The following is a 20458-nucleotide window of genomic DNA, read 5'->3' on the forward strand; positions in this document are numbered from 1 at the left end:
TTAGTATTAAGACAAGAGCAGTTCGAGATCATCACTCGACAGATTCTTAAGTACGCTCTGATTTTCTTCGAGGATCGCATCTGCCAATTCACGTTTCTGCTGCTGCAGTTCCGTAATTTTTTCTTCAACCGTATTACGGCAAATCAGCTTATAAGCAAAGACGCGTTTCGTTTGTCCCACACGATGTGCACGGTCTATGGCCTGTGTTTCTACAGCCGGGTTCCACCAGGGGTCTAGAATGAACACATAATCCGCGGCAGTCAAATTCAATCCGAGACCACCCGCCTTCAAACTAATCAGAAAAATGCCACACTCTTTCTCAGTCTGGAATCGCTCAACTCGTTCTTTACGATCACGGGTTTGACCGTCTAAATACTCATAAACGATCTCTTTCTGATCTAAATGTTCCTGTACAATGGAAAGCATGCTGGTAAATTGAGAAAACACAAGGGCCTTATGTCCCTCTTCAATCAATTCTTCCAGATGTGGTATTAAAACATCCATTTTTGCTGAAGCATCCATAGCTTCACCACGTTCAAGCAGAGCTGGATGGCAAGCCGCTTGCCTCAAACGCAGTAATGCTTCGAGAACGTGTATTTTGGTTTTGCCAAGCCCCTTTGATTCGACCATCCCTAAAATTGAGTCACGATAGTGTTGTCTCAACTCGTCATAAAGCCGAGATTGCTCTTCGCCCATATCACAATACAGAGTTTGTTCAACCTTCTCAGGTAGTTCGTTGGCAACTTGTTCCTTCGTCCGCCGTAATATGAAGGGGCGTAATGCGTTCCCCAACATGACTCGCGAATTCTTGTCCTCGATATCACTCGTGTAGGTTTTGAAGACGGAACTACGCCCTAACATTCCCGGATTGAGAAACTCAAAGATCGACCAAAGATCACCTAAATGATTTTCAACAGGAGTACCACTTAATGCAAGCCTATGTTTTGCTTTCAGCAGGCGCGATGCTTTCGCGACTTGTGATCCTGAGTTTTTAATCATTTGAGCTTCATCAAGGACAGCATAATCAAATTGAATATCCTTGATGAGTGTTACATCTCGACGCATCGTACCATAAGTCGTTAATACTAAATCATGATCGGGTAACTGCTCGATGATTTTACTACGATCACCGCCCGAATATTCAATGACTTTAAGAGAAGGTGTAAATTTACCCGCTTCCTGCAGCCAGTTGAACATCAGAGATTTTGGTACAACAGCCAAAGATGGTAAATGTTCTTCGCGAGTCTCTTTACGTCTGAGCAGCAATGCAAGTAATTGAACCGTTTTTCCCAGGCCCATATCATCAGCCAAGCAGCCACCAAAATGAAAATCCTGTAAAAACTGTAACCACCCTAAACCTTCAAGTTGATATTTTCTTAAATCACCTTCAAATCCATCAGGCTCGTCTTCGATCGAAATTCCTGAAAATGAGCGAATCTTTTCCCGGAACTCATCGAAAACTTCATCTGTTTCTACAAACTCTTGTGCATTCAGAAGGGCATCCAGTAAAGCGACCTGATTAGGTGCAAAACGGAGGTGATCTTCATCGGTAACAGCGAGTCCAGCCAGAATCCCATATTGCTCAATCCATTCTTCAGGAAGAATTCCAAGTGATCCATCATCAAGTCGAATAGAAGTATCGCCGCGCGCCAATGCAGAAAGTAATTCAGGAAAGAGAACGGTCTGACCTTCAAAATCAATGTCGGCATGTAATTCAAACCAGTCGATTCCAGACTGTACTTTGAATTGCATGGCTGAGGGTTGATGAACCTGCTTACCATCAGCACGAACCGCCCAACCTTCTTTAATTAATTCACGAACCGCATTCCCCAAGTCCCGCGCCGCAATTTCGACATCACGTCCTTGAATACGACGATCCAAGAGCCTGCGAAAACCACTGTCTTGCAATAAAGTCCAGGCCTTCGATTCCAATTCTCGATTACGCAGAATGCATCGTTTTTCTTCCCTATCAACGATGGCCCACTGTGTACTGGCTCCTGAAACCAAATGGTCTAGATAATTAAAGTGAATTTCGCCATAAAGGCGGTCCTGTTGCCAACGTTTTTTTTGCGGAGAATGAATTAATAACTCTGGCAATGGTTCACAGGTAATCTCTTCAAGATGTAATTCTTCAGGTAACTGCAACCGAGGTAAAACGGGCATATCTAATAAGCGATCTACCAGTTCCTGCTGTTCTCCATCCTCCACTTCAATTGTCTCGTTTAACTGGATCATTTTGATCCATGGAAACGCATCGTAATCTTCCAACGGAGTAATTCGATCGTGTGTTAATACCAAACCACCTGGAACAATCAATCTTGCTGCAGAAATCTTTAAAATATCCTCTTCACGTTTTAAGTGGCCCTGCAGCCTCCAGGTTGACTCTTTTCGGTTCCGTTCGACCCCCATGCAAAATTCCCAGGAATTTTCTGCGTCCCAGATCAGAGAATCAACATCATCAGGCTGACGGTCCAGATATCGAACATGACCAGTTCCACACATGAGAGGTAAAATCAATTCACATAATTCATAGGGAACCCGGTATCGAAATGCTGCAATCTGGGTTTCTGTTTGCTGAGCCCGCCAATTTGTCCTTTCGGGAGTTCCTCCGGATAGGTAAGCAAGAATCCGACGGTCGTCTTCATGTTCGACTTCCTGCAACTGACCAGCCTTCAGCTTGAGTGGCTTTAGCTTGCCCCATTGACCATTTGCACGACGCTGTCGCTGTGAAGTTTGGACTACAAGTTGCCCTGACTCCAGACTTTCTTCCACATCAATCTCATAAAAGATTTCGCGTTCCTGTTGAGTTGTTTTCGAAAGTACAGGTGCCAGCGCAAATTCGTTTTTGAGATCGACCAGGCGGGTTTCCCATTCGCGCAACCGGGGCTTAGCAGAAACTGCTGTTGATTGACTGTCGCCTGATTTGGACTTTCTGGAACGAGGGCTCCCCAATTCAAACTCAGCAGGCATGGAGAAATCGAAATCTTCGTCTCCCTCATCAAATGAGAGTGGAGCATTTTCGATAATGAAAGGAGGTATGTATCCTGGTTTGACAGTACCTGTCAAATATCCCGCATCATCCACAGCTAGAATCGATGCCCAAAGATGCTTGCAGACATTAAACTTTTGAAACTGGTCGCAAGTACAATACGTTTTCAAATTACCATCGTCACGTGATAATTGCGTCTGATATTCGACACCATCACGAACAACAGCAAATATATGATCGGCAGTAATTCGAGTTAACTCAACTCGTTCTGCTTCGATATATGCTGCTCCTCGAAAACGTATATCTGCGCGAAATTGATTTTCCAGCAGTTCTGCTAACGTCATGGACGGCCTCCTGCCTGATCCCAAAACGCAACTCGCATAATGGAAACACTCCCATTTATTTGCATAAGTCAGTCCTGAGTATATTCTGGACCAACGAATTTATCGGTCTGAACACAATGATTTTGATCTCTCGACTTCAACAAAAAAGCCAAAGTGGCTCAGTTTAGAAATGAGAGCGTAAGCTCTCAAATCAAATCTACAGCGCATCTTACGAGGTTACTAGATCGACGCTACTTTTGACCAGTCTATCTGGTGAGTTTTCTTATGAATTTTTGACTTCCATCAAAAAAGTGATGTGAACATTCTATTTCCATCAAGAGTCTCACAAGTTCATTCCCATGAGACTGGTCTGACCACAGTCAGTGTGATATTACGACTTTCCTGGAACGAGGGGGAGCACGATTCACTTTTTACAAAAAATATTTATATAATAGTTTTCTTCGTTGTCCCACCAGAATATGAAGAACAAATGATCTTAAATAGACTTGTCTGAAAGTAATTTTCTTAATGAAAAACGTCCATAATACTCTTACACAACAGGAAGTGATTCAATGGTTCGAGTCCCATATTCCTGTTGAAGATTATAGATATAAAAGCATTCTGCTTATTGTTCCCGATGCGACCCGAACCGCGCCGTTGCCTCTTTTGTTTTCGACCTTCCATCGAATTCTCAGCCCGGTTGCAAAACAGATCGACGTTTTGGTTGCACTCGGTACACACCCTCCGATGCCAGAGGAAGACATTTGCCAGTTATTGGGAATTTCCGAAAGCGAGCGTGAATCAAAATACAAGAATGTAGGGCTTTTCAATCATGAGTGGGACCAACCTGATAAACTCACTCAGATCGGAACGCTCACAAAAGAACAAACGTCTGCTATTTCTGAGGGACTTCTGGAAATGGATGTCCCTGTCACCATTAATTCTCGTATTAAGGATTATGATATCCTACAAATTATGGGGCCAGTATTCCCTCATGAAGTAGTCGGATTCTCTGGGGGAAGCAAATATTTCTTCCCGGGCATTTCCGGTCCCGATCTGCTGAATTTCTTCCATTGGTTGGGAGCCTTGATCACGAATGTGGGAATTATTGGAGTCAAGCAGACTCCCGTTCGACAGGTCGTAAACCTCTCTGCTGCAATGATTCCGAACGATAAGCGTTGTATTACTTTTGTGGTAGCACCGGATAGCTCCCTTTATGGTCTGTTTTATGGTACCCCTGAATCTGCCTGGGAATCTGCTGCAGATTTATCTGGTCAGATTCATATCAAACGCAAGCCCCAACCATTCAAACAAGTTCTTTCCTGTGCGCCACTGATGTATGATGAATTATGGGTTGCCGGAAAGTGTATGTACAAGTTGGAACCCGTTGTAGCAGATCAAGGAGAATTGATTATCTACGCCCCTCATATGAAAGAAATCTCAATTACACATGGAACATTGATCGAAAAAGTTGGTTATCATGTTCGTGACTACTTTACGAAACAATGGAACCAGTTTAAGGATATTCCCTGGGGGATATTAGCTCATTCCACTCACGTGAGAGGAACTGGATCATTTGAGGGTGGTATAGAACACCCTCGAGTACAAGTCACATTGGCATCACAAATTCCACCCGAACTTTGCGAAAAAATTAACCTTGGTTACCGAGATCCGAAAAGTATTGATGTGGAATCGTTTGCAAACCGTGAAGAAGAAGGTATTCTGCTGGTTCGAAAAGCAGGGGAGCACCTTTATCGCCTGGAGAACGAGTAGGGAATTTCTAGACCTTCAGCTTATGTTCATTGGTTTCCAACTAAAGATCAGCCTCATATTTAAAAAATTAATACGAAAACAATATCATGAATACACACTCTGAAAGCTTTGAATTAAAAGCACGACTCGAATTAGCTTTATCCGCCTCTGAAAAGGCCAGAAGCTTAATTCTCAAATACTATCAATCTCCCGATCTCAAAGTAGACCGCAAAAGCGATGATTCACCTGTCACCATCGCTGATCGCGGTGCAGAAGAATTACTAAGAGAAGAAATCATTCGAGCTTTCCCAGAAGACAGCATTTTGGGAGAAGAACTCCCTCCAGTAGAAGGCACGAACGAGTTCAAATGGATTCTTGACCCCATTGACGGCACAAAACCATTTACTCAGGGTGTCCCTCTATTTGGAACGCTCATGGGCTTAGAGGAAAACGGGAAACTCGTTCTCGGCGTGTGTCGCTTCCCTGCACTCGATGAAGTTGTGTATGCAATTAAAGGATCTGGGGCGTGGTGGAAAATTAGAGACTTAGAACCACGACAGGCAAAAGTTTCTGAAAAATCACAACTCTCTGAATCTGTGTTTTGCACAACAACCATGACCCGTTGGGAAAAAATCGGTAAACAAAAAGCATATGAGGATCTTTGCCGAAATTCCTACTTGGCTCGTGGGTGGGGAGACTGTTATGGTCATATGCTGGTCGCAACTGGGAGAGCTGATGTCATGGTCGATCCTGTTTTAAGCCCATGGGATGCTGCTGCTTTGGTTCCGATCCTTGAAGAAGCAGGGGGGCACTGGATCGACTTTGATGGCAATCCTTCCATCTACACAGGGAATGGAATGGCTGTGAATGCTGCTTTAAAAGACGAAGTTTTGCGGATCATTTCGCAATAAGCTAGCATTTTCGGTCTATTAACACCTGAAATTGAAGTTCCATTGATCCGATTTAGCATTCTTTGCTACCATCCTCTTCATAAAGACTTGCTTCACAGAAACCAGAATTGTACCGCAGCTTCAGGGAAGATAAGTATGGCCGGTTACAAGGAACATATCAGTGTTAGTGGAATGCTAGGCATTGGATATGGAACAATCGCCTCTCTACTATTAGGCTTCACACCCGCTCAGGGAATATTAGCAGGCGTCCTCACCTGGATTGGCGGGATGCTACCAGATCTGGATTCTGAAACAGGACGACCTGTAAGAGAACTTTTTGGTTTGACTGCAGCCATTGCCTCATTTGTGGCAATGCGCAGTATGGTTCGAATCGGAGCCGACCCTGATGCTGCTCTGTTGGCAGCAGCGATTACTTATGCGGCGGTACGATATGGTGCTTCTGCCTTAATGGCGAAATTTGCCGTTCATCGAGGAATGTTTCATAGTCTTCCCGCTCTAATTATTGCAGGCGAAGCAGTTTTCCTGGCATACACTAGTGAATCTTATGCAGTAAAATTTTTAATGGCCGGGGGTGTCTGCCTGGGCTTCTTTTCTCATCTTGTGCTGGACGAAGTCTATAGTGTTGAGCGCAAGGGGGCGAAAATCCGTCTGAAAAAATCTGCAGGAACCGCGATAAAATGGTTTGGAAAAGGACTCTTTGGGAATGCTGTCGCTTATGCGATTCTATTTACCCTCACCTATATTACCTTAGTTGAATCAGGTATACTCATCCCGCCACAACAAGTCGCACCTACAGAAAACTCAAAGCCTATCCAACAAGCATCCCCCTTTGAATTCATGCGTCGATAACGAATTTTCTCGTAATTGAGTGAAGACAATAGCGACTCAGAATTCGACTCTCTATAATCAATGCATTGACATGTTGAATATTTAGTCCCTGCAATCGCTTGTTGGATCTTTCAGGAATTGGTGTCTATGAAAATTGCTGGCATTCAAATGGATGTTTCTTTGATGGAAAAGGAACAAAATCTAAATCGTGTGATTGAAAAAATGAACGAAACCGCGTCCCAGGGTGCCAACCTTTCCGTATTCCCGGAATGCGCATTAACCGGTTACTGTTTCGCCAGTTTAGAAGAAGCCATCCCTTTTGCGGAACCAATACCTGGTCCATCTACACAAAAATTACAACAGGTTTGCCGTGAATTAGATCATTCCATCGTGATTGGAATGCTTGAACTGACAGAAAAAAAACAGGGGGTTTATAACGCTGCTGTTCTCATCACACCAGAGGAAGTCTTAGGGAATTATCGGAAAATTCATCTTCCATTTCTCGGAGTTGATCGATTTGCTACTCCCGGTGATCGTGAATTCGATGTCTACAAGCACCCTCAAGCAATCATTGGTCTCAATATCTGCTACGATAGTGCCTTTCCTGAATCGTCCAGAGTCATGTCTCTTTTGGGAGCCGATTTGATCACACTTCCGACAAACTGGCCTTCCGGAGCTGAATGTATGGCAGAACATGGAATCAATATGCGCGCAATGGAGAATGGAATTTATTATTGTGCCATCAATCGGGTCGGTTTGGAGCGCGGGTTTCAATTTATCGGCAAGAGCAGCATTTGTGCTCCTTCCGGCGAGAGTTTAGTTCGCGCTTCCGGTACAGATGAAGAAATCCTGTATGCTACCATTGATCCAGCGATTGCTCGTAATAAAAGAGTCGATCGTGTACCTGATTTGCATGTGATTGACCGTCTGGCAGACAGACGGCCTGAAATGTATGAGAAGATTATCGAACCGCATGGCTTACACCCTCCCGGTCGTAATTAAAAATCACTCAAATTTAGGTTAAGTGATTGTATTTGATCCCAAACTAATATCGGTTGTAATCATTTTTTGGCACAATCTATGCTGTTGATCACATGACTTGAGTAAAATTCAACCGCATCATGTTTATCTCTTTACTGTTCTAAAGAAGAAGAGACCAGCTTAAATGTTTCTGATTCAAAGCGGTTTCGTGCTTGATTGTATCAGTTACTTAACACCTGATCGCATTTCTTTGCTGACAACAGTTTTAATTAATTTTGAGAATAATCCACATGACTTCCAAACTGTTTCAAAATGCAATAGCAGCTTTGGTACTTGCTCTCATTTCCGGACTTTGCTTTCAAGTATTGTTGATTAACCCAAGTGATGTTCTCGTAGGATCGCAAGATAACGGCCATAACGATACGACAAACACCTTCATTGCATTAAAAAACTATCAAAAAGACTCGATTGAACGACAACAACATATTCCGTATTGGAATCCTTACTCCTTACTGGGAGTTCCTGTTCTAGGAAATCCTCAAACATCGCTATTTTATCCAGGCAACTGGATATTCTTTTTTACAAATGCGCTATCCACAATGAGTTGGGTTCTCATATTTCATCACTGGTGGGCCGGGTGGGGTACCTATCTACTCGCTCGAAAATATCAGTTGAACTTTTTCAGTTCTATATTATCAGGAATCATCTTTCTGGCTGCGCCCTACTTTGTCGCCAAAACGGGAGAGGGCCATTTTACATCGATCACTCAAATTGCCTGGTTCCCTTGGATTTTTTATGGCTATGAACTTTTGATCGAAGGTCGCAAAAAAGCACCTGCTGTCATGGCTATTTTCATTGCTCTCGCTTTTTTCTGCGGACATGTTCAAGAAGTTTACTACCTGCTTCTCTTTTTAACAGCTTCCATCGTGATCGAATCTGTAATCGCTTTCTTTCAGAAAAATAGGAAAGTCGATTCTGATCAACTCGTTCATGATCAAATCAAACCTGAGAAGAGTAGTATTTCCTATTCAGCCGGTAGCTTACTCAAGAGTTGGCTAATCACCGGAATTTTAACAGTCGGGCTGGTCGCCATTGATCTGGTACCAGTTTATATTTACACCCAGCAAGCGGTCAGAGCCAGTGGTATTGATGCCATAGCGTTGAAAAGCGGGAGTCTCTCCCTTCCGAGCTTGTTACAGTTACTGGATCCCTTTGTATGGGGAGGGCCAGATCACTACAGAGGGTCAGGTGGATATTATTGGGAAGCGGTTTGTTATTTTGGTTGTCTGCCTTTGCTACTCGCGTGCGTAGGGATATTGACTTCGATCCGAAACCGAACTGTTCTTCGATTGTTTTTGATTGGTTTGACTTCGTTTCTGTTGGCGTTCGGCCCTCATTTGCAATTCTATACATTGCTATATGACATCGTTCCCGGATTTTCCATGTTCCGAATGCCTGCGCGGTTACTGTGGATCTGCTCGCTAATCATTGCCTTGCTGGCAGGCTTTGGCTGTGAATCAATTATGTCGTTATGCCTTAATACTGTTAAAAAGAGATATCGAATTCTCTCTTTAATTGGCTTGGTCACCACCTCACTTCTCTTATTTTATCTGATTTATTCATCGCAAGGTGTCATTTCTTTCGAAGTTGCCCCTCAACAAGTATTTAAGATCCAACTCATCTCATTTTTCGTTGCTGTTCTAACGCTTTCAATCGCAGTTTTTTCAGCATCTTTCTCACATAAATCAGCCATCTGTGGATCTCTACTGCTTTGTGTTGTTGCTACGGGAGAACTTACTCTGCATAGCAATCATATTTTAAGATCAATTCCACAATCATCGTTTCGAGCAGAAACAAAAATCACGAAGTTCTTGAAAGCAAATCTGGGACAACACAGAGTCCTCGTCGGCCAAAAGCTAATGAGTGATCGAGAAGCATGGGATAACCAGATACTCAAAGTTCAAGGATATGAGCCAGTACCTCTTGTACGTCTTGGGTTATTGGCGGCGGCGGCCTTTCCTCAACCGGATGCTGCACTGATGATGGCGGGATATAGTAAGCCACAGCTTTCTACAGCACGCAAACCAATCTTAGATCTCATGAGCGTGAAATACGCTGTTTTGGAAACTGAGAAACCTATTGAAATCGATGGCTGGAAAATCGTTGATCAAGGATCCATCCCTGAGGAGTTTGCTTTGCGAGATTCCGAACCAGCCACATTACCGTACCTGATTCTCGAAAACGTGAATCCATTACCAAGAGCATATTTAATTGGAAATACCAAAACCTTAAATCCCAATGAACCAAGTAAACAAATCGTCGAAACCATCGCAAAACTACAGCCAAAGAATGAAGTATTCCTGCAAGCTGATATCCTGCCCCAAGGCAAACGGCAATCCTATAAAGCAGCTACCATTAAGAGTGCAGGCCCTGATCACCTGGAAATACAGGCTGAGTTAGATACACCAGGCTATCTTATTCTCTCCGACATTTATTACCCGGGCTGGTCTGCACATGTCAAAGATAAATCAATTCCAATTTTACCTGCCAATTTTTCATTGCGAGCGATTCCTCTTCCAGCCGGTAAACATGTGGTTCAACTCTCATTCACTCCGCCAGGATTCAAGATTGGTCGCATCATTTCGCTGACCACTCTCGCTGTGATACTCATCTTATTGCTAATGTCTTCACGTTCGTCCAAAGAGGTTAAGCCGAACTAATGCTGTTGGTCTTTGAGAAATCAACAGAACAAATATGATAAATGTTGTGTTACTGCAATCATGGTTTCTTTGACTAGCCTGACTGTTTTGTCTGCTTCTTTTTTTTCTGTTGTCGATAGTACTCTTTGACTTGTGCCTCAGTGGGAAGATTTCCAACTCCCACAAATCTCCCGATAGGGCGCTCAATTTTATGAACCAGATATCTTCCTGAACGAAAAACAACGGGATGCGACCAGGGATAAGCACCTTTCAGACTGACTGGATAATCTGTAGGTGTCGTTTGTTTTGGGTCAGGTGATATAGCTAAAGCCATTTGTCTATTAAAACCGCTATCGATCAGGTCAGTCACAACGTATTTCTGTTGGCTTTCATTCACAGCCTTATAAAGTTCTTTGCGATGATTAGGACAAAAAATCAATACAGAATCAAAAAAGACAAATCGGGTAGCTGGCCTGACAGCAAGCTCAGGGTATAAATAAACCAGCGTACTGTTATAACAGTGCAATTGCCCATCCTTTAAATTTTGTGATTGCAGAAATTGTTTTACAGCATCCAGATCTTTCCAGTCCACTTGCACTAACAGAGCTAGCTGTGACTTTAATTCCGCATTGCTGGAGTTCAATAAACAAGTTTTCCACAACATCATGCGGTTTGGTCTGAATCCAGGGAATGATAAGACAACCATCATCAGAAAGAATGCCAATCCACTTTTCCATCCCCAGTTAAGCCCCTCATTCTGATATCGATTGTCCAAATATCCTCCAATAAGGGTGATTGCTAATAAGAGAGAAGGAGGATGCACATAATCAAACAAATGTTGAAAAGCAAAAGATTGAACGACCCAGCCTAAATACATTAAAGCCAACAATACTGAATCTCGCTTCCCAGATTCAACGAGAGTATCACGTTCGGAGTTACCTCTATATTTCCAATAGTCCCTGATAGCCATCAAAGCGAGAGGCACAGCAATTAAATGCAGAAAAACCCAGGGGTAAAATCGGTATAAAAACTGAGCAAATCGTAGAGGTTCCCATCCTGCTTTACGCGCTGCGACATACTCTGGATTCCATTCAGTAAAGGTCTCATAAAACGCAGGCCAGGCGCCATTCTGCCACATCCAGTAACTTCCTGCTGCTCCCAAAGCTAAGCCGCCCAACAGTAAACCAGAAAAATCGATCAGCATTTTTTTAGGTTGTCGTATTATGAACAGTGATCCAATCCAAACACATAAGGCTGGTACTGCTACAAAGGGCTTGATCCAAAAAGCGGTTGCCCACAAGAGACCTTCCAGGAAAGCCCATCTCCATACAGACGCGAACGAACGCTTACCTGCTGTCTGTCTATTCTCAATGAGTTGATCGCTTTGTCTACGTCTTAACCACACCGCAGCCAAAGCGGGAAAGAGAATCAATGTATCTCGCTGAAAGTGAGACCATTCTGAGATCGAAAAGTAAAATGAAAATAAAGCAATACCGATCCAAATCATGCCGGTCATAGAGAGTTGGTTTCGACGATTCCACAACATCAAAAGCAAGGCACTGCCGCTGAAAATGATCAAATCTACAATCCGAATCGCGTCAGAACTCATCCCGACTAAAGAACGAACCAGCATGTGTAACCATACGATTCCCGGCAGATTCGTCTCAAACATATCTTTGTATAAAACCCCATCATTAAGAGCCATTTGCGCTTGAAGGTCATATAAGACGACATCTGTTGCTAAAGGCATCCTGATAAACAATGGGACATTCAAGATCAGAATCAGAAAAAAAATAATAAGAGCAACCCAGGTTAAGCCTGTGATTTGCCGGGCTGGCTGGCTTTCCACAATCAATACTCCACATATTTACACATATTACTGCTGTCATGAGAACCAGATGGAGCCAATACTATAGACGGCATAAACACTATAGGTAAAATAAATCCTTGTAGATTGGATGAAAAACTGCCATTTTTGTGGAGAAACAGGAAGAGTTGTCCTATTTGCACTGTTATGCTGGGCTTAGTAGGCCATTTTTTTAGTCAGAGATCTTATTACGATTTTATTTTAAAACCCATAACGAAAACAGAAGAATTGTGGATCCCGGACATCTCACTGAACTTATTGAATTAGAAGAGAATTATTGGTGGCACGTTGCTAAACGTAAGTTGGTAACTGAAATTCTAACCTCCGAATTTCCCGCTCCCGGCTTAATTATCGAAGGGGGAATTGGTTCTGCACGTAACTTACTGGAATTCAGCCAACTAGGATACGAAGTGACTGGATTTGACCTCATGGAAGATGCAGTAGAACATGGGCGTTCGCGTGGATTAAACAATCTCTTCGTACACGAACTCAGTCAACCTTGGCCCGTTCCTCCGGCCACTGCAAAAGCGGTGCTTCTGTTAGATGTCATGGAGCATATGGAGAACCCGGTTCAGTTATTAAAAAATGCTAAGGAAACATTAGCTGACAATGGTGGGATCATTATTACAGTCCCCGCTTACCCCATGCTCTATTCGGACTGGGATCGAAAATTGGGACATTTCCGACGCTACACAAAATCAAAATTTCGTGAACATGCTGAGCAAGCAGGCTTGAAAGTAAAATGGTTGACATACTGGAATTCGTTTACTTTACCCGCTGCTATAGCGATTAGAGGAAAAGATAAAATTCTGAAACGTACTGATGATTCTCCTCCGCGCTTTGCCAGAGTTTCACGATTTACAAACGCCTGTCTGAAATCGTGTGCCAATATTGAACGTAAACTAATTCATTCGACAGGAGTCCCATTTGGCCTTTCACTGGTAGGAGTATTGGTCAAATGAATGAATGTAATCATGAACATTCTCATTCTGTGAGGAAACCGATTGCAGATGCCCTGATTTCGGTTGTTCTACCTGTGTTTAATGAGCAGGATGTGCTACCGCAATTACTACAAGCTGTTGAAGATTCATTACAAACAGCAGGATGTCAATATGAAATTATCTTTGTTAACGATGGATCGTCCGACAAAAGTGGAATCATTCTTGATGATCTTGCCGAATTAAATTCTCGTGTTAGAGTCGTCCATTTCGCCAAAAATTTTGGACATCAGGCAGCAGTTCAAGCGGGTTTGCTGCACACAACCGGTGATGCCATTGTGATTATGGACTCTGATATGCAAGATTGTCCTAAAGCCATCATTGACTTTATCATGCACTGGCAAGCGGGATATGATGTTGTTTACGCGGTACGTACAGAACGAAAAGAGAATATTGTAAAACGGTGGGCGTTTCAAACTTTCCATAAAATTCTGAATCTGATTTCCAGTACTCCCATTCCACGTGATGCTGGCAATTTTGGTTTAATTGACTGTAAAGTAGCCATTCAAATCGCACAGCTTCACGATCGAGACCGCTACTTTCCCGGACTCCGATCCTGGGTTGGTTATCGTCAGATAGGTGTTACGGTAGAACGCCTGGCCCGTTATGACGAAAATCCTCGCGTGTCTTTTATTCAACTGTGCCGCTTAGCAAAAACCGCTATTTTTTCCTTTTCTTTTTTACCACTTACGATTTTTTATGTGATCGCCGCCTTATCAGCTGTTGTCTGTATCGGACTGATTTCCTTTGTGCTTTATCATAAGCTATTCACTGAGTTAGCAATTCCTGGCTGGGCTTCGACTACAATTACCGCATCATTTTTCGGAGCGCTGAATGCATTAGGAATTGGAATTCTCGGTGAATATGTCACCCGAATTTATGACCAGGTAAGAGCCCGGCCGATGTTCATTGTTGGATCTAAAACCAATTTTGACTCACCTGAAATCGAAGCGCCACTACTAGCCAAACTAGAAAAAAATCAAATCGCTAAAGAAGATGACGCTCTTGATGCTGCCGAAAATTTTTCTTAGCAGATTTGTTCGAGATCAATCGAAGTCTTATTGAGTCGTCGGTTTCACAATGCTGACTGAATCTTGAAAACGTGAAGTGGGCTTTTCGCTACTTTGTTGATGCCGATCCACGTCTTTGTTCTGGGTAGTATGTAAGAGCCGTGGACGAAAGACAACCATGAGCAGCATCGGTAAGTACCACAGCAAATAAACGCTTCCTTGTTGAGGATACCACAACAGCGTCGCAATAATGATAGCCGTCGAATGTGACATGAGATGGGCTAAATTCTTTCGACGCGGCCAAATCGTCAGACAGGCAATTAAGAGTACAAAACCAATAAAGACGGGAATACGATAAGCCGATTCATAATCCCCCCAGAATCCGGGAATTTTTTGTCCTCCCTCAAATTTGAGAACTGACCAGTCGATCGAACCAATTGTTTGTTTTGTAAATGAAAAGCGATCAACAGATGTCAGGATAAGACTACCTAATAAGATAATACCAACAACACTCCCGGACAAAGCAAAGCGTTTGAATCCATTTTTCCAATAAAAGCTGGCCCACAAAGGTAACAGAAATACGGGAAAAAACATGGCGCCACATGCCAGCCCCATAAAAATGCCCGATAGAATGGGTTTCTGGTAGGTCACAAACGCCCAAACCAGTAACGCAGCGGGCAGCACGTGATTTGCTTTACTTACATCATATGCAGTACATGGCAACAAAAGATAAAGTAATGCCATCGCTAGTCCCAATTGAGTATCGGAAAAATGAACCTTTCCCATAATAATCAATCCTACCACGACAAAGGCATGCGCTAGAAACGCCATAATGCGTGCTGCCAAAGTGGATGCATCCAGTCCGTTAACCATGGCAGTTGAAAGTGGAACAACAGGCGTCGCTAATAAACGAGCAGTTGGCCCGGCTTCAGGAGTTCTTTGTATTTGAGTTTTTGTGACATCTTGCATACTCAATAAATTATCTGCCTGCTTTACGGTTTGAATGGTTTCCGGTGCAGGGATTTCCGTGAATACGCGAATCATCAAAAAGGTGAATATTGAAATACACAGAAAAGCCATTCCGAAACTATTCAGATTCTGTTCACCACGCGGCCTGCGTTGAAAAAAACAATCAACACTCATCCGAACCACAAATAACCCGGTTCCCACAAACAACCAGACATTCCCCAATATAGGATTGGTACCGACAAACAACAGACCTGGAGAAATCGAAAGCAACAACAATAAGTCTAAATTGCGCAAGGACAGGATACGATCAAATCGGAAAAAGACCGCGATCGACAGCAACAAGGATAGATAGAACCATGTTGCTTCACTGACAAAATAATCGGGTAAGATGTGATCCATACGTGAATACCGCCAGTGATTAGAATTGATCACCAGTCGAAACGATTCGTTGTTTGAGCGTCAAACAGGTCCCCTTGTTTTTACCCAAACTTTTACACCTATTCCAAGATTGATCTTTGAAATCAATGTTTAATCTTGATTAGAGGATTATTCTGCACTCATTGTTTAAAGATTTGAAAATTATAACCAGTCGATTAATCGCATTTTTCTCAAGTTGGTAAAGATTCTGAATGCAACACGAGTCATTAGTACACATAAATAATCTGACACACACTCTCATGATTTCAATCATTAGCCCATCAATATAGAAAAACTCGCATGATTTGCTTCATAAATATCATTTGCTAAACTCACATAGGAATACTGTTTTTTTCAAATTTCACTTTGAAATTTGAAATCAATGCTGAGATGATAAAAAACAAATCAACGTTATTGGATCTGAGATTCCAACTCGAAATGGAAATGATTCTCACAGCTTATTACTCTACAAGACCTGCAGAGGAATCAAATTATGAATCGAACCAAAATATGCTCACTGTTTCTCATCTACTGTTTGTGTTTAGTGATTCATACTCCACTTCTGGCAGAAACCCCGAAAAATAAGCACACCGTTTCCTCCGATACTGATGCCTCTCTCAAAAAATTGAAATCGAATAAAGGACTGTGTGTCGTTCTGGGACTACCTCAGGTAGATAAAGCGTCCTTCGTTGTCGAATTAGTTCAGAATACCAATTTACAAGTTTATTTTCAGTCAGAGTCACAAGCAGAAGTGGCGCAAGTCCGCCGCTTGTCAGATGAAGCGGGACTATTAGGTCAACGTATTTTTGCTGATCGGGGAACGAAGAATGCCATTGCTCTGGCCAGTAATCTGGCTGATGTGATTTTCGTACAAAAAACCGCGGGAAATTGGGACTCTAAGACTGAACTCTTACGTGTCTTACGACCTCAGGGGATCGCTTTTTTATCGGACTCCAAAATAACAAAGCCAGTTCCCAAAGGAAATGATTATTGGGATCACCCCTATCATCGTCCCGATAACAACCCTCAATCGACTGATCAAAATGCGCGATCTCCTTACCGCACCCAATTTCTGGCAAATCCCAAATTTTCACCAATGCCTGAAATATCCGTTGCAGCCGGAGGAAAAGTTTATAAAGCATTCGGCCACATTGCGCATAAAGAAAATCAAAACGCCATCTTAAACACTTTAATGTGCATCAATGCCTACAATGGAACCATTCTCTGGAAACGTAAGCTGCCAGAAGGTTTCATGATTCACCGTAACACTATGATCGGAACCGAAGATGCCTTGTATATGGCTGATAATGAATCCTGTAAAATCATTGATAGTGAAACGGGAAAGATCCGGGATGAAATCGTCATTGATGAGAAGATGGCCGATGGTCCTGTCTGGAAATGGATGGGTATGCAGAATGGTACACTGTATGCATTGATTGGCAATAAAGAGGTTCAGGTGGACACTAAAAAATCTGCTAGACGCGGATTAGGACACTGGCCTTGGGGGATGTGGAAAGGGCATGATTATTCCGATCCCAAAAACGCATTTGGTTTTGGTCGCACCTTTGTTGCCATCAATCCTGCCAACAAAAAGATCCTCTGGCATTTTCGTGAAAAAGACTATATCGACAGCCGCGGCGTCTGTATGAAAAATGACAATATTTATTACTACTGTCCAGACAAATTTCTAGCCTGTCTCAACATCAAAAATGGAAAACAAGTCTGGAAAAATGATGATAAAAAGCTGTTGGCTTCAATTGGCTCAAATCAAAAAGCGCAACATTATGTCACAGGCTACGCAACGACCACCTACTTGAAATGCAGTGACGACTATCTGTTTTTTGCAGGACCACAGCGATTACATCTCGTAACGGCATCCGCCGCTGATGGTTATTGGTTGTGGGAAAAAGAGCATGGAAATCTCCAATTAGTTTTGCGTGATGACGGCATTTACGCTGCTGGTCCTAAAGAAACAGGTATGAAACTCGACTATGCAACCGGAGAGAAAATCGCTTCACTACCAACCCGCCGGGCTTGTACTCGAGCTACAGGAAGTGTCGACAGCATCTTTTTCCGTACTAGTGGAGGAACTGTTCGACTGGAAACGGACTCACATACTGCCCAGCATATTGCCCCTATGCGGCCTCCCTGTCAGGATGGAGTCATCGTTTCTAATGGCCTGTTATACTGGGGTCCCTGGATGTGCGGTTGCCAGTTGTCTCTGTATGGACACATTTGCTTGGGCCCTGAAAAGAATTCCTCTACGCCATCCGCTCAAACTCCTCCACGAAGAGTGACTTATACAAGTAAACTGTCAGATGTCGAATCGCTATCAGTCCAGAATGATGACTGGCCTGTTTTTCGTGGTGACAATCGGCAATCTTCCACGACGAAATCCCCCATTCCGATGAAATCAAAACTTGCCTGGACAGCACAAGTAACAAAGTCCTCATTACCTACGGCACCTATTGTCGCAGGAGAAATGATTTTTGTGGGCGACCGGAATGGCGTTATCAGTGCATTTGATATGCAGGGTAAATTGATCTGGAAACGATATACCGGAGGCGCTATTTATTATCCACCGACCGTCAACAACCACCGCCTTTTTGTTGGTTCAGCTGATGGGCGAGTTTATGCATATGAAGCAAAAACAGGAAAACCTCTCTGGTCTTTTCGAGTGGCACCGCATCAACGTCTGATTCCTGTTTATGGTAAATTGATTTCAACCTGGCCTGTCGCTGGTGGCGTCGTCGTTCAAGACGATACGGTTTACGCTGTAGCAGGAATTGCGCACTTTGATGGCACGCATGTCGTTGCTTTAAATTCAATTACTGGTGAATTGAAACAGGAAAATAATTCCTCAGGTGCATTATCACAAGAAGTAAATAGTGGGATCAGTCTGCAGGGAAGCTTATACATCGAGGAAGATGAGCTCAGGTTCCTGGCAGGGGGCGTCTATGAAACAGCCCGTTATGACCTGAAAACATTAAAGTGTCTTAATTCTCCCAGTACTGAAGTTCGATCACAGTATCGAACTGCATTTTATCCCTACTATCCTGGTTACGGTAAATATCTATCGATTGAACACATGCTAAATGACCGACGGGAACTGGTCCATGACGCCAGTTATGAAGGAAGCGTTTTTACCAATCTTACTTTAAAAGAAGCGCTTCCCCCTGGTGCCCCTAAAGCGAAAAAAGAAGCAGCTCGCTGGTTAAGTATGCGTGCTCGACGAACAGGGCAAGCTTACAAACGTAAAAATCTCTGGGAAGATCAGAAACAACGCCGTTTTACCAGTTTTATCGTCTCTCCTGAAACACTCCTGGTAGCCGGTCATCCAGATTCAAAACCAGAGTCACCTTTCCTGACAGCCATCAATATTAATGAAGGTACAGATCTCTGGACCCACAAGCTACCAGCTTTGGCAGTGAAGGGGGGAACTGCCATCGATTCAGAAGGAAGAATGATTGTCTCATTGGAAAATGGGCAACTCTGTTGTTTTCACAAAGAATGATTCCTATTTGGTATCAATGTTTAAAAATGACTTTCTGCTGAAATGAAAATCAGGTACTTTAGAAAAGACAAAATGATCGCGTCCTCATAAAGCCTCAATTTTTGATTCACTGAAGTTTGATACCAATGACAGCCCGTACCCAATTTTATCTGCTCGGAAATCACAGCCATCTGTCTGATAGCTTGAATAAACTCTCTGATTACAATTGTACTAAACTCGAAAATCAAACTCTCGAAAACCTTCAACCGGATGAGATCGTTTCCCTCTTTGAAGAATCTTCTTCAGAATATGTCGGATTTATAGAACAACCAGAGTTAATTGATCAGGCCCAACTCAATCAGATCAAAAACTTTGAGTTAAAAAGAGATCAGACAGGAGCCTGCTTTCTTCCTTTCAGTTCTGCAGAACTATTTACACAATCATATGAAATTCTCTCTCCACTAGCAGTGCTTCTTGCCATGAATCCTTTTCGGCACGCAATCGTGCTGATGCATAAATCGACATTTTTAAGCTTGAAAGAAATTCCCAACTCTAAAGACCTACTTTGGCATTCATTGATTCTCATGGCGCAAGCAGGAATTAAAAATCAGCTAATTGCTGCCCCAGCTCTCGATGTAGGTAGAAAATTACCATTTCCTTTACCTCAGTTAGCTCCAGATTATCCTGGATATGATCGCGACTGGTTGCTTCATTTGATACGCGATTATCAACCTGCTCAGGACTTGCCGTCGGTTTCTTCTCAAGCGGACGCGATCGCTCTGAAAGCGGGATTACTCTGCATCCACGACTATCTTGAGGAAAGTCATCAGCTCTCACAATCAGTTGAGCACGAGGGTCCACACCGCTCGGGAGATTATTGGCATCACATAATGCACCGTCGTGAACCAGATTACTCCAATGCTAAATATTGGAGCAGGGCTGTGGGTCATCACCCCTTACATGCGGTCTTACCTGAAACTGTAGAGCCTCTGTTTGATCAGTTCCATAGCCCGGTTGTTGCTAACTGGAAAAACCAGTTATTGCAAAGTGAACACTGGTCTCTCAATTCCTTTGTTGATTGTTGTGCTGAATGTGAATCAAATCAGAATTCGGAACTGAACGACTTGGCTCAAAATATTCAATGGATCGAAATGCAACTCCTGCTACAGAAAACATCCCTAGATGCCACAACAGGTTAAGTTCAAGCGAGAAATCAGATAT

General features: G+C 43.0%; 12 protein-coding genes. 9 read left to right on the plus strand and 3 right to left on the minus strand.

The genetic code is table 11. The annotated features are described in order from the left end of the window. Positions 1 to 6 precede the first annotated feature (6 nt). The gene (locus V202x_RS12220) at positions 7 to 3333 is read right to left on the minus strand and encodes a DEAD/DEAH box helicase (RefSeq protein ID WP_145174935.1); all 3327 of its coding nucleotides are present in this window, start codon (positions 3331 to 3333) and stop codon (positions 7 to 9) included. Positions 3334 to 3840: 507 nt separating this feature from the next. Here V202x_RS12220 and V202x_RS12225 point away from each other — a divergent pair. The 5 genes from V202x_RS12225 (at position 3841) to V202x_RS12245 (ending at position 10504) form a co-directional block, all read left to right on the plus strand. Next, the gene (locus V202x_RS12225) at positions 3841 to 5085 is read left to right on the plus strand and encodes a lactate racemase domain-containing protein (RefSeq protein WP_145174938.1); all 1245 of its coding nucleotides are present in this window, start codon (positions 3841 to 3843) and stop codon (positions 5083 to 5085) included. Between the two features lie 86 nt (positions 5086 to 5171). Then, entirely contained in the window at positions 5172 to 5975 is an 804-nt protein-coding gene (locus tag V202x_RS12230) for an inositol monophosphatase family protein (RefSeq protein WP_145174941.1), read from the plus strand. A 135-nt stretch (positions 5976 to 6110) separates the two neighbouring features. Further along, a complete protein-coding gene (locus V202x_RS12235) occupies positions 6111 to 6824 on the plus strand; it encodes a metal-dependent hydrolase (protein WP_144986213.1) in 714 nt (237 codons plus the stop codon). Between the two features lie 126 nt (positions 6825 to 6950). After that, positions 6951 to 7805, plus strand: coding sequence for a carbon-nitrogen hydrolase family protein (locus V202x_RS12240; protein WP_145174944.1), 855 nt, complete (start codon positions 6951 to 6953; stop codon positions 7803 to 7805). A gap of 269 nt (positions 7806 to 8074) precedes the next feature. Then, a complete protein-coding gene (locus tag V202x_RS12245; RefSeq protein WP_145174947.1) occupies positions 8075 to 10504 on the plus strand; it encodes a YfhO family protein in 2430 nt (809 codons plus the stop codon). Between the two features lie 73 nt (positions 10505 to 10577). Here V202x_RS12245 and V202x_RS12250 read toward each other — a convergent pair whose 3' ends face one another. After that, positions 10578 to 12332, minus strand: a complete 1755-nt coding sequence (locus tag V202x_RS12250) for a hypothetical protein (RefSeq protein ID WP_145174950.1) — start codon at positions 12330 to 12332, stop codon at positions 10578 to 10580. Positions 12333 to 12580: 248 nt separating this feature from the next. Between V202x_RS12250 and V202x_RS12255 the strand changes: the two genes are divergently transcribed. Then, positions 12581 to 13312: a class I SAM-dependent methyltransferase gene (locus V202x_RS12255; RefSeq protein WP_197993358.1), complete on the plus strand. Its 732-nt coding sequence runs from the start codon at positions 12581 to 12583 to the stop codon at positions 13310 to 13312. Continuing rightward, the gene (locus V202x_RS12260; RefSeq protein ID WP_145174956.1) at positions 13309 to 14379 is read left to right on the plus strand and encodes a glycosyltransferase family 2 protein; all 1071 of its coding nucleotides are present in this window, start codon (positions 13309 to 13311) and stop codon (positions 14377 to 14379) included. The genes V202x_RS12255 and V202x_RS12260 overlap by 4 nt, the downstream gene beginning before the upstream one ends. A 27-nt stretch (positions 14380 to 14406) precedes the next feature. Here V202x_RS12260 and V202x_RS12265 read toward each other — a convergent pair whose 3' ends face one another. Next, positions 14407 to 15726: a hypothetical protein gene (locus V202x_RS12265; RefSeq protein ID WP_145174960.1), complete on the minus strand. Its 1320-nt coding sequence runs from the start codon at positions 15724 to 15726 to the stop codon at positions 14407 to 14409. 511 nt (positions 15727 to 16237) lie between these two features. On the opposite strand from V202x_RS12265, the gene V202x_RS12270 reads away from it, so the two are divergent. After that, complete coding sequence (locus V202x_RS12270; RefSeq protein ID WP_145174963.1) at positions 16238 to 19258, plus strand: PQQ-binding-like beta-propeller repeat protein; 3021 nt, start codon at positions 16238 to 16240, stop codon at positions 19256 to 19258. Positions 19259 to 19383: 125 nt separating this feature from the next. After that, a complete protein-coding gene (locus V202x_RS12275; protein ID WP_145174966.1) occupies positions 19384 to 20436 on the plus strand; it encodes a hypothetical protein in 1053 nt (350 codons plus the stop codon). The last annotated feature ends 22 nt before the right edge of the window (positions 20437 to 20458 follow it).

The sequence above is a fragment of the Gimesia aquarii genome (assembly GCF_007748175.1).
GTDB lineage: Bacteria > Planctomycetota > Planctomycetia > Planctomycetales > Planctomycetaceae > Gimesia > Gimesia aquarii_A.